Here is a 12,916-nt window from a genome sequence, read left to right as displayed (position 1 = left end):
AAACGCTGGGACAGTGCTTATAAAGCAGGCAGAGACCCAAGCCTGAACGAAAGACAAGATCCCTGACCGTACTGACATCTTATGGGTGGAGCGCTGAAACTGCGTTGGCCTTCCAGCCTTACTCCGGAAGCGAGCTGATTCCTGGGCGTGTCGTTGCGCAGCAACGAGGCCTTCTTGGTGTCATTACTGAAAGTGGTCTGATTCAGGCTGATACTGCAGGGAAGCTTCTGCATACGTCGGATCCATTGGATCGGCCAGCCATTGGGGACTGGGTGGTGTGCCATCCGAGGTTTTACGAACGACGTGGCACCATTCAGGCTGTTCTGCCGCGCACGACCTGTTTTGTCCGTAAAGAAGTCGGGAAGCGGACGCAATCGCAGGTCATCGCAGCCAATATTGATGTCGCATTCCTGGTTATGACAACTGGGGCAGATTTCAACCTGTCCCGTCTGGAACGGTATCTGGCGCTCACAAGAGAAAGCGGCGCAAAGCCTGTCATCGTCCTGACCAAGGCTGATCTGTGTGAGGATATTGAGCAAGTCGCCAATGCTGCCCAGACTTGCGCCCCTGGGGTTGATCTCAGGATCGTATCTTCTCTTGAGGGGACGGGGCTGAGTGAGATTTCGGCATATCTCGATGGGCATCGCACTGGCGTCATGGTGGGAAGTTCCGGGGCAGGAAAATCGACCCTCCTCAACGCCCTAATGAAAACCGACCATGCTGCAACGGGGGCTGTCTCCGAGTATGACGGGCAGGGCAGGCATACGACGACCCACAGGGAGATGGTGAGCCTGCCTTCGGGTGGCCTGCTGATCGACACGCCAGGAATGCGTGAACTAGGCATGGTGAATGCCGCGGAGGGGCTCGCCGCCGCATTCGGGGAATTTAATGCTGAAGTCGAGGAGATTGCTCAGCAATGCCGTTTCCGGGACTGCAAACATGAAGCCGAGCCCGGTTGTGCGGTCCGGAAGGCTCGTGAAGATGGGAAGCTTGATGAGCGGCGCTGGAATAACTGGCTCAAGATGAAGCATGAAATCCTGCTGCAGGAGCAGAAAAATCCAGCGGGACGAAGAGCGGAGCGGCGAGAACAGTTGCGTCTTAATAGAGAAGCCCGGAAAGCGAAGCGTCACGACTGAACTGTGGGCGTATACATAAGAGCGCCACAGTTTCCAGCGTTGGAAGAGATTTACGAATAATTTACGAGTGAAACGAGATGCATGCTCGTTGAAGCCGTTTTAAAGCGATGTGCGTCTATCTGCTCGATAGGTAAACGACCTATAGTTTGCCTCTCTACTTCGCAACAGTACCCTTAAAGCAATCATAAAGAGCAAGCCGCGCAGCATCGGCTCGTGCTGTGCGGCTGCGCGCATGTCGCATTGTAATGGCTCTGATGTCGAATTCTCAGCTAATTTGATATTGATCAATATGCTGCATGAGTGTGGAAGAAATTGAGAATGATGCCGAGAATTTTATCTTGACCCATACCGTATGACGATTAATTTACGCCGAAATTCGCGGAACGATAACCGATATCGTTAATCGATAGTTATTTGGTTTTTTTTATATCAACATCGTCAATGATTCCTATTGATTAAAATTAACGTCCTACCTTATGTTCGATTCCGGCGCTGAGCACGGATTAACAATTTATAATTCGTTAATAAATGCTTAACGCTTCTAGTGATGGAGGAATTAAGCATGGCTGGCGGAACAACGTATAATAGTACTCGGCAGTACTCACTTGCTAATGGTGGGACAATATCGGGCTCTACATCGACAGATATTTTTGGAGATGTGACCGTTAATGAATCCTATTTTCTAATAAACAATACGCTTTCTGGTTCTACTGCGGCGCAGTATGGAGCTATTATAGCTCAAACTGGCGACGTCGGAACAAATCTCTCTGCGACGTCCGCGGGCGCTCTGCTTGCTTCCGGCGGGACCATTACTGGCGCAACGGTTGGAAACTCTGCCGCAGTTCTGGCCTTTAACGGTGGAACCGTTACGAATTATAATGTAGCAGCAGGTGGCGCAGTTTTTGTTGGCGACCAGTCGCTCAACACGTCTGCTTCTGCGATCCTGACGTCCAAGGGACTGACAAATCTAAGTGGGCCTGGCATTGTCTCGGCTGGCACCTTGCATGCTGGGGCACAGGAAATCATCACGAGTGGTGGTACTGACCGGGGATCCCTGATCCAGGGCAGTCAGTATGTTTCTGCTGGTGGCCTCACGATCAGCAACACCGTCAACAGTGGTGGCGTTCAGAACCTGTATAGTGGTGCTATCACCAGCGGGACGACTGTTGCCTCTGGTGGTACGACGGTTGCGAGCGGTGGCGCTACCATCAGTGCGACAAACATTTCTGGTGGTGTGGTTCAGTTGAATGCTGCCGCTATTCTTCGCGGTGCGGTCGTGAGCGCCGGGGGCAAGCTTACTGTCTCAAGTGGCGCAACTGCATCCAGCGTGACTGTATCGTCTGGCGGTACGGAGAGCGTGCTGTCTGGTGGTGTCATTTCTGGCGGCACAGTGCTCAGCGGCGGCAAGGAATCTGTTGCTTCCGGTGCAACGTCTTACAACGTCACAGTCTCGTCCGGCGGCTCGCTCACAGTTGTTGCTGGCGCTGTCCTGTCTGGAACACAGGTGGCTCAGGGTGCCGTTATCGATGTCGATACGCTGACCTACGCTTCGGGCGGCACTGTTAAGCTTGACGGTAACACCCTTACGATTTCCGAAGGTGGTTCCACCTGGCAGACAACGTTTGGTGGCACATTCAAGAGCACCGACTATTTCGTGCTTGGCCGTGACACCGATGGCAGCACGATTGCAACGTTCGTTTGCTTCTGCGCCGGGACGCTGATCCTTACAGAAGATGGCGAAAAGCGCGTCGAGGACCTTCAGATTGGTGACCGCGCCATCACATATGTGGCTGGTCGTGAAGTCATCGAGCCTATCACTTGGGTTGGTCATCGTACGGCGCAGGTTCGTACGGATCTGCCGGTTGATCAGGCTGGATATCCTGTCCGTATCCTCAAGGATGCCATCTCTTCTGGCGTGCCTCATCAGGACCTCGTGGTTACACCCGAACATTGCCTGTATTTCGAAGGGCGCTTCGTCCCGGCACGTATGCTCGTTAACGGTCGTAGCGTTTTCTACGATCTGACAATGACGAACTACGAGTACTTCCACGTCGAGACGGAAAATCATTCCATTCTGTGGTCCAACGGTGCCCTTAGCGAAAGCTATCTGGATACTGGAAACCGTCGTGAATTTGGCCAGCAGGGTGGTGTTGTCCGTCTTGTCAGCGGTCCGGTTCGTGAGTGGAGTGTTGATGCAGCGGCACCGCTGGCAGTGACGCGTGATCTGGTTGAGCCAATCTACCTTGCACTTGAAGAGCGCGCTGTAGAAATGTCCATTCCAGACCAGCGGAAGCCCGTTGTTCTAACCGAAGATGCCAACCTGCATCTTGTGACGCCTGCGGGTCATCGGATTAACGCGGCACGTCGTGCAGAAAACGGCGACTTTGTTTTCATGCTTCCTGCTGGCGTTGACGAAGTCCGTATCATGTCCCGTGCATCTCGTCCGGCCGATGTCTTTGGTCCGGTAGTTGATGACCGTCGTTACCTTGGTGTTCTGGTTGGGGGTATCAGCCTCTGGGCAGGTAACGGTCAGAAGAGCCTGACTGCACACATCACGGAGGACGAACTGTCGGGTTGGAACAACCGCGAAGAGGGCGGCGTTCGGTGGACGAATGGCAACGCTGTTCTGAAGCTTCCTGCGCGTCAGGATCTTTCGATCGCTGTTCTGACAATTGAAGTGAAGAATGCAGGGCCATACCTGCTTGAAGATGAGACTGACAACGTAGCTGTCATCGCATCCTGAAAAACTGCTTAGAAAGTTGAACGAAATGGAAGTAACGTGCGTTTCAGGAACGCATGTTACTTCCTTCTTTCTATTTGCAGGATTTTCATAGAGTTCCGAGGAATAGGTTGACGCAATATGTTTGAACGTCTGGCCCTGAAATATGCAGCCGGACATCCGGCCTCAATTGCGATGAGCTGGTTTGAGGGAGAGGCAAGCTTCGATCAGCTTTCCCACGATGTCAGCCGAGTTGCCAACGCACTTTTTCAACTTCGGGATCTTCTCCCGTCAGTTGTGGCCATTGGATGTGTACATCCATACAGACACTGGGTTTTCATTCTTGCTTTGGCCCGGCTCGGAATACCCTCGGCCTCGTTGCCGGGATATGTGGATGCGAACTTCCACCGCTCTGTGAAAATTCTGTCTCCGGACATCATATTGCTTGATGAGCCTGTGGAAGGTCTCGAGCAACAGGTTCTGGTACTGAACGACGCCTGGTTTGAGCATGTCTCTCAGACAGGGGCAGAATGTGCTGAAACCATCACAGTTCAGCCTGACGACGTCGTGCGTTTCTCTGTAGCCGGCGGGACAAGCCAGGATGCGCGTCGTATCGCCCTGACATCGCGATATGTGGAAACTGCGGTTTATCACCTGCTGTTTCAGGATGTGTTGTCCCACACCCATCGTCCTGAAAACCTGCGCGTCTTACCGACGCTGGGGGCGGAGACTTCTAGCGGCTTTCTCATCATTCTCTCTGCCCTGGTAGCCGGGACGCGTTTGCAAATGATGACGGGGTCCGAGTTAGGGCTCGTCTTCAGCCAGGATATTCCGACAGTTGCCGTTGTTTCTCCTCGTCATGTGGAGGGCATACTCTCTCAGCTACCACCCGGCATGAGTCCCTTGGACAATCTGTTTCTGACGGTTGCGGGAGGGAAGTTACCAAGAGCGCTTTGTGCCTCCATCCGGCAAAAGCTCACCCCGAACGTTCAGGTTGTTTACGGCGCTGATGAATGTGGAGTGATTACCATTGTTTCGACGGACGCTCAGTCCAGCGATGATGAGGTCGGAAAGCCACTTCCCTGGGTTGGACTGGAGATCGTGGACGAAAATCATCACCGTGTTTCTGCTGGTGAGGTGGGGCGCATTCGTGTCAGCGGCACCGGGGTTATCGGCGGATACGATCTGGACCCGGTTGCGACTGCAGTACAATTTCGGGACGGATGGTTCTACCCTGGTGATACCGGTTTTGTGGACGCCAATGGAACATTGCACCTGCGGGGCCGCGCCGACGATCTAATCAGTTTTGGCGGGGATAAGTTCGATCTGGAGAGGTTGGACGCGCGCCTTCTGGCATGTGCCGGTGTCAAGGATGGTGCGATGTTTGTTGTCCCTGATGATCAGGGACTTCCAACGCCATGGGTCGCTCTCATTACAGAAGATGATTTTAACCTGGAGCTGCTTTCAAAATGGATGCGGCAGGACTTTCCCAATCTGCCGGATGCGGCGGCTGTGTGGATTGATGCTCTTCCCCGGACCGAGAACGGCCAGCCTGACAGAGTGGCTTTACAAAAGGCAGTCAAACCCTCCTGAACAATAATATTTCATATGCTCCGTTCCATACAGATTAGAAGACAAAAAGCGGGTTTTAAATGATCGATTACGGACATGAAGTGGCAGTTGTCGGGATCGGATGTCGCCTTCCCGGGAGAATAGAGACAACCGAGGCCCTCTGGCGCTTTCTGTGTGAACAAGGCGACGCCACATCCGATGTTCCGGCCGATCGGTGGGGTATCAAGCGTTTTTACGATCCCGAATACGAAACCCCCAACAAGACCTATATGCGACGTGGCTCATTCATTGATCAGAAGATCGATGAAATGGACCCGTTGTTTTTCGGTATTTCGCCGCGTGAAGCCACCCTCATGGATCCTCAGCAGCGGCTTCTTTTGGAAGTCGTCTGGGAGGCGATGGAAAATGCCGGAATTCTTCCTGCCACTCTGGCAGGAACTCGCACCGGTGTCTTCATCGGCACGTTTTCTCTGGATTGGCTCGTTGCTTGCGGTTCTCCTCTTAACCGGCCCCTGATCACGGATCATTTTGCCGCAACCGCAGCGTCAGCCACGATGCTTGCCGCACGTATTTCGCATAACCTTGGTCTTCAGGGACCATGCATGTCTATCGATACGGCATGCTCATCATCATTGGTGGCCATTCATCAGGCCCGTATCAGCCTGCTGAATGGGGAAACTGATGTCGTCGTGGCCGGTGGCGTCAACATCATGGTTGCTCCACCAGCTTCCATCACCATGTCCAAAGGGCACTTTCTGGCGGCTGATGGGCGCTGCAAAAGCTTCTCTGCTGATGCGGATGGCTATGGCCGCGGGGAAGGTGCTGGCATTGTCCTGCTCAAGCGACTTGCGGATGCAAAGCGGGATGGAGACGTTATTCACGGTGTGATCGCCGGAACGGGCGTCAATCAGGACGGTCGTACACTGTCATTAACGATGCCCAGTGAAGATGCTCAACGTACGCTTATCGAAGAGGTGGCTCAAAAGGCGCACATCGATCTCGCCACGATTGGATATGTAGAAGCACATGGTACCGGCACACCAGTTGGCGACCCTATTGAAGCGCGTGCGTTGGGAACGGCAATTGGTCACAAGCGTGCCTCAGACAGTCCCCTAATTGTTGGGTCCATCAAAGCCAATCTAGGACATCTGGAAGCCGCGGCCGGTGTTACCGGGCTTATAAAGGCGCTCCTTTGCCTGAAACATGGCGCTATCCCGCCGCAGGCGAACCTCACACAGGTTAATCCTGCAATCCCGTTCGCGGATCTGCATTTGAAAGTCGCTCAAGACACTCTCACCCCGCTGAAGGCTGAGGCCGGAATGGTCTATGCAGGCGTCAATTCGTTTGGGTATGGCGGAACAAACGCAGTTGCGCTTCTCAGGGCACCGACGGAAGCTGACCAGCCTCAGAAAAGGCTGGCAGAGATCGTTAGGATGCCATCTGGGTGTTTCCTGCTGCCTGTGAATGCGCTCGTAGACGCATCTTTGAAAACACTTGCGCGATCGTATGCAAGTCTTCTGGCATCTTCTGCGGCTCCGTCCGTAGCCAATGTCTGTTTTTCTGCAGCAACCTACCGGACGCGCCTCCCAATGCAGGCCGTCGTGTCCGGCCGGGATCGGGAAGAGCTGATTGCAGGCTTGAAAGCGCTTTCTGAAGGGCAATCTTCACCAGCGGTCACGGTGGGGCGGCGTCGAAATGGTGAGATGCAGCACCCCGTCTTTGTGTTCTCAGGAATGGGCTCCCAGTGGAAGGGTATGGGGCAGCATATTCTCAGGCAGGCCCCTGAACCTGTTTCCAGCACTATTCAGCAGATCGATAACCTGTTTTCTGCACTTGCAGGATGGTCCATTCTGGATGAAATCTTGAAGCCTGCGGAACATTCCCGCATTGATGAAACGGTTGTCGCCCAGCCGGCCATCTTTATGGTTCAGGTTGTTCTTGCCGAGCTCTTCCGTTTTCATGGCGTGGTACCCGCGGCGATCATTGGCCATAGCGTGGGTGAGGTCGCCGCGAGTTACATCGCTGGCGCCCTGTCTCTTGAAGACGCTGTAACTGTTATCTTTCATCGGAGCCAGCAACAGGCGCGTCTGGCCGGACGCGGCGCGATGCTCGCGATTGGGATGTCTGGCAGACAGGCTGCCGAAAAACTACTTCCAGGCTATGAAGACCGGGTATCAGTCGCCGCTCTTAATAGCGCGAAGTCTGCGACGCTTGCGGGTGAAGAGGCCGCACTTAAAGAGCTTGCTGCGCGATGTGATCAGGATGGCACGTTCAATCGCCTTCTCAGAGTTGAAGTCCCCTATCACAGTATCCTGATGGAAGAGATCCGAGATGATCTTCTAAACCCGCTTGCCGCGCTCGCTCCGAAAAACCCGAACATTCCGCTCTATTCAACAGTAACGGGTACGCGCTGGGCTGACGATGCTCTTCATGATGCGGAATACTGGTACGGAAATGCACGGCAGCCCGTCCTGTTCCATGATGCTATTCAGAACTTAATGGGCGACGGGCACCGGGTTTTCCTTGAGATTGGTGCACACCCGGTGCTCGGTGGTTTGATAAGGGAAACAGCGCAGCAGGTTGATGGGGACGTTGCCGTCATTGCCAGCCTGAGCCGCAAAGACGCGGAAGATACAGCCATAGCGCGCAGTATCGCCAAACTCTACATGGCTGCCGTGCCGTTGGATTGGTCTCTGCTGACGGGAGGGCATCGGACGGACCTTCCTCATTATGCGTGGTCTCGCAGCCGGTTCTGGTCTGAGACTGAAGTTTCGCGCAAGGATCGGCTGGACGGAACCGTTCATCCGGTTCTCGGTATTCCAGTCAGCGCATCCCGGCCGGGTTGGCTTGCGGATATCAATCGCAACTACATGCCGTGGTTGCCCGATCATAAAGTGGACGGGATTTGCCTGTTTCCTGCTGCGGGCTATATTGAAGGCGGTCTGGCTATACATCGCCAGATCGAACGCTCTGATGCCGCAATTCTTGAAGATCTGGAAATCGGTCAGGCCCTCCTTCTGGATAGCCTCACGCCGCCTGTTGTCGAATGGGCATTTGATGAAGAAACGCGCGTTCTGACGGTATCATCGTCTCACGGCGACGATGGTGAAGAAGAGTGGATTCAGCACGCTAAGCTCCGTGTTTTGGCAAGTGTGCCATGGGCAGCAGACCCGGTGGCTCCTGAGAGCTTACAAGCCGATCTCAAACACGAAATTCTGCCAGAAACGTTCTACGCGAGACTTGCAGAGCATGGCTTCTCGTATGGCCCGGCTTTTCAGACGATCAAAGAGCTGAAGGCCGGTGAAGGTATTGCCTTCGCGCGTCTGGAGTTCGCAGATGCTGAGAGCATCGCAAAGTATTTTCTTCATCCGGCACTGCTTGATGGTGCTTTCCAGGCATTGATCGGTGCCGGATACAGCGCTGCGGAAGAACGAGTTTTCGTTCCGACAGGCGCGCGGCAGGTCGTCTATCGTGGAGGACACCATAAAGTCCTTCTGGCTCATGCGGCTCTAACACGTCGTTCCGAAACCGGCATTGAGGGCGATATCCGGCTCTTTACAGAAGCGGGTGAACCTGTTGCGGAAATCCTCGGCTTCAAGGCGCGGGCTATTCGAAAGCTGGTCGCTGCAGGTATGGGGTCGGATAATGTCCGTCGTTTCTATCGCCCGGCGTGGGTTCAGACGGAGTTGCTTCCGCATTTTGCGGAGCCTCTAACAGCACTAGTTCTGGGGCGTGATGGACCTCTACTGGAGCAGTTCAGTCAGGTTTCTGCTGGCCAGGGGATTATGGTTGATACCCTGAAGATTGATGATGTGGATCAGGCGGCCCTGGCAGAGGCGCTGGCTCAAACGAATGATGCAATCCTTTATCTGTGCTCACCTATCGAAGACGCAACCGGAAAACAGGGCATTGCAGAGATCTTGCGTCTCGTCAGGGCGATCAGGGTTTCGGAAGACGGTGAAGCTGCGCCGAAATGCCTGATCGTCACGCGCGGGGCAGTTTCTGCGGAAGCGCTTCAAAGTGATGATCTGGATACAGGGCAGGCCGCTATCCGGGGTTTTGCACGAGGGGTCGCATCAGAGCGGCCGGATCTTGCGCTTCGCATCGTCGATATCGGTCGAATGGTTGACGAAGCCACGTTACAGCAGCTCTGTGCGGAAATTGTTCAGCAGGATGCGGAGGACGATATCGTTCTGCGCCCTGGTCTGCGGGCTGTCGGGCGTCTAACCCCGTCGGAAACGAAGCCAGAACCTGTTCCGACGCTTTATCATCCCAACGAAACGGCGGATGGACGGCTTGTCGGGGTCCGTCTTGTGAGTGCGTCGAATGGTTCGCTGGATCGGCTGCATCATGAGCGGTTTGTCGCAGATCCTCTGCAACCAGGTCAGGTTCTGTTTCGAACGCTCGCCGCAGCACTGAACTTCAAGGATATCCTGAAAGCGACCGGCCTTATTCCGCAAATTGTTGTGGATGATACGTTCCATGGCGAAAGCCTTGGCATGGAAGCCTCTGCGGAGGTGATTGCTATCGGCGAGGGCGTAACGGATTTTGCGCCGGGCGAACGATATCTCGTCTCCTGGCCGGGGTGTTTTGCGTCTCATTTTACTGCTGACGCAGAAAGCATTTTTGCGCTTCCCATTGAAGGACTTGGGTCCCCACTTGAGGCCGCCACGCTGCCTGTGGCGTTCATCACGGCGTATTATGGTCTGTGCCGTCTCGCTCATCTCGAAAAAGGTGAAACAGTCCTGATCCATTCCGGGACTGGGGGCGTTGGTCTGGCGGCGATCCAGTTGGCGAAACGGGTGGGAGCCCGGATTTTTGCAACTGCGGGAAGCCCGGAAAAACGGCAGTATCTTAAAGAACTCGGATGCGAGGGAGTTTGGGATTCCCGTTCGCTGGAATTTGCAGAAGGGATCCGAGACGTCACGCAGGGGCGCGGTGTTGATGTCGTTCTGAACTCCTTGCCCGGAGAGGGGCAGACGCACAGCTTGTCCATCGTGGCTCCCTATGGCCGATTTGTCGAAATCGGAAAAAAGGACATCATTGAAAAACGCGGATTGCCCCTCGCTCCGTTCAATGAAAACCTGTCTTTCTTCTCACTCGACCTTGATCGGATGATGCTGGAGCGGCCCGCGCTGATGCGGTCCCTCCTGTCAGATGTGGCCGCGCTATCCAAAAGCGGAGACGTGCAGCCCTTGCCGTTGGAAAGCTTTCCTGCGCGTGATGCTGCCGGAGCGTTCCGCCTGCTGGCGTCTGCCAAGCATATGGGCAAGGTTGTTATTGATTACTCCGATCTGGACGACCTTAAAGCCTCGCCCTTGCCGAGGCCGCAGCCGCAGGTGTCGGATGGAAAAACATATCTTATTACAGGCGGCCTGAGTGGCTTTGGCTGGGCAACCGCTGAATGGCTGATTGAACAGGGCGCTCGTAACTTGGTTCTGCTGGGTCGCAGAACACCGGAGGAAACCGGGGTGAGCGAGCAATTGGCAATCCGGCGTGCCGCAGGCGTGCACATTCATACCATCCAGGTCGATGTCTCGCACGAAGAGGCTATGCAGGATGTCTTCGAGGAAATTGCCTTTACGAGTAATCTCCCACCAATTCTTGGCATTTTTCATTGTGCTGGAATTTTGGACGACGCGCTTGTCCAAAATCTGGACGAAGAGCGGATTGGCCGGGTTCTTGAGGCAAAAGCCCAGGGCGCAATCATCCTTGACCGTTTGGTTCAAGGGATGGACCTGGATTATTTCGTGCTGTTTTCGTCTGTCACTACGGTGCTGGGGAACGTCGGCCAGAGTGCTTATATCGCCGCCAATGCCGTTCTGGGTGCGGTAGCGGCTAATCGCTGGAAGGATGGAGAGGCAGCTCTCGCGGTTGATTGGGGAGCGATTGCAGATGTGGGCATGCTAAGCCGCAACGAGACTGCAGCCCGGGCTTTAGAGGCCGCCGGTCTTAAGGGAATGACAGCTCATGATGCGTTGGACCACTTGCCGGAAATGCTTGCGCTAGAGTTGCCGGAAGTTGCCTGTGTTGAGATTGACTGGAAGAAATGGACGCAGATTGTTCCCGGCGCAAAGGCGCTGGCCCGCTTTTCACTTGTTCGTCTGGCGGATGCCAGTAATGGAGCGACCAGTGAGCGGCTCGCCACGCTCTCGGCATTGCCGGAAGATGAACGTCTTCCTTATGTTGTAGAGCAGGTGAAGGTTCTGATTGCCCAGACATTGCATCTGGAGCCGACAAGCATTGATGACCGCGCACGCTTGTCCGAACTTGGGATCGACTCTTTGGCTGGCGTTGAACTTCAAACGGCTCTGCGGGTAGAATTTGGTGTCGAAGTCTCCATCCTTGTTCTCGCGCGTGATGAAAGTATCCGGAAAATGTCCCAGTTTCTTTTGAACAGGGTCAAGATCGGCCAGACGGCGCAACTCCCATGACACAGTCCTTTGCCACGGTTCTTGCCGCTGATGGACAGGAAATTCTGGATTGGCAGCGGAGCACGATCGTTGATGCGCTGTTCTTCCATGCCGCCAGAACGCCGGACCTCAAAGTCTATACTCTGCTCGGAGACGGCGAAAACGAAACGGATACTGTAACGGCGTCTGAGCTTGCTGCGCAGGCTACGGCATTGGCTGTATGGCTGAAGCGAATGCTTGAGCCCGGTGCTCGAGTGCTTTTGCTGTATGAAAGCAGCCTTGATTATATTCGGGGGCTTCTTGGGTGTCTGTGCGCGGGGCTGGTACCGGTTTCAGGCGTGTATCCCAAAGCGTTTGGCGCGCGGGACCGGTTTGTCGCGCTGAGAGATGACGTTGAGGCTGCGGCGGTTATCGGCAATCGCAGCATTCTCACCGAATTTCAGAAAGTTTGCCCCGACAAGGTCGATGGTTCGCGGTTTCTGTGGATCCCGACAGACAAGATCCGCCCGTCTGCAAAGCACGAGAGTGTGGCACATCCTTTACCAACGGATTTTGCGCTTATTCAGTACACGTCGGGCTCCACACGGACACCACGCGGTGTTCTGCTCACGCATCGCAATATCGCGCATAATCTGTTCCGTCAGGCAGAGGCCTTTGGGTATCGGCAGGGCGATTGCGGCGTTAACTGGCTTCCTCTCTCTCATGACATGGGAATGATCGGGGGCGCCCTCATGACACTGGCAACTGGAGGGCGTTGTATTTTGTTGCCGCCAGAAGTTGTTGCTGAAAAACCAATACGGTGGTTGCGGGCTATCAGTCGTTACAGGGCGACGCTCTCCGGCGGCCCGAATTTCGCATACGGAATGTGTGTGCGGTCTATCGCCCCTGAAGACGTTGCATCGCTGGATCTGTCCTGCTGGGAAGTAGCGTTCAACGGGGCAGAATATATCCGCGCAGAGACAATGCAGTCATTTACAGAACGTTTTGCGTCATCCGGCTTTGATGAACGTGCGTTCTTTGCATGTTATGGCCTTGCAGAAGCGACCTTGCTGGTCACGGCCAGTGAGCGTGGGCAA

Annotated in this window: 5 protein-coding genes; all 5 read left to right on the top strand. The window is 54.7% G+C overall.

Annotated features, from left to right (window positions below):
* The first annotated feature begins 104 nt into the window (after window positions 1–104).
* Entirely contained in the window at window positions 105–1,136 is a 1,032-nt protein-coding gene (rsgA, locus tag M2305_RS00025) for a ribosome small subunit-dependent GTPase A (RefSeq protein WP_264648162.1), read from the top strand.
* A gap of 562 nt (window positions 1,137–1,698) precedes the next feature.
* Complete coding sequence (locus M2305_RS00020; protein WP_264648161.1) at window positions 1,699–3,879, top strand: Hint domain-containing protein; 2,181 nt, start codon at window positions 1,699–1,701, stop codon at window positions 3,877–3,879.
* Between the two features lie 117 nt (window positions 3,880–3,996).
* A complete protein-coding gene (locus M2305_RS00015; RefSeq protein ID WP_264648160.1) occupies window positions 3,997–5,448 on the top strand; it encodes an AMP-binding protein in 1,452 nt (483 codons plus the stop codon).
* A 59-nt stretch (window positions 5,449–5,507) separates the two neighbouring features.
* Complete coding sequence (locus M2305_RS00010) at window positions 5,508–11,861, top strand: type I polyketide synthase (RefSeq protein ID WP_264648159.1); 6,354 nt, start codon at window positions 5,508–5,510, stop codon at window positions 11,859–11,861.
* Window positions 11,858–12,916: AMP-binding protein (locus tag M2305_RS00005; RefSeq protein ID WP_264648158.1), on the top strand; the 1,059-nt coding region annotated here is incomplete at its 3' end. The genes M2305_RS00010 and M2305_RS00005, both read left to right, overlap by 4 nt.

The organism is Gluconobacter cerinus (assembly GCF_025961355.1).
Classification (GTDB): domain Bacteria; phylum Pseudomonadota; class Alphaproteobacteria; order Acetobacterales; family Acetobacteraceae; genus Gluconobacter; species Gluconobacter cerinus.
Note: the sequence above shows the minus strand (reverse complement) of the source record. Positions and strands in the feature narration are given on the sequence as shown.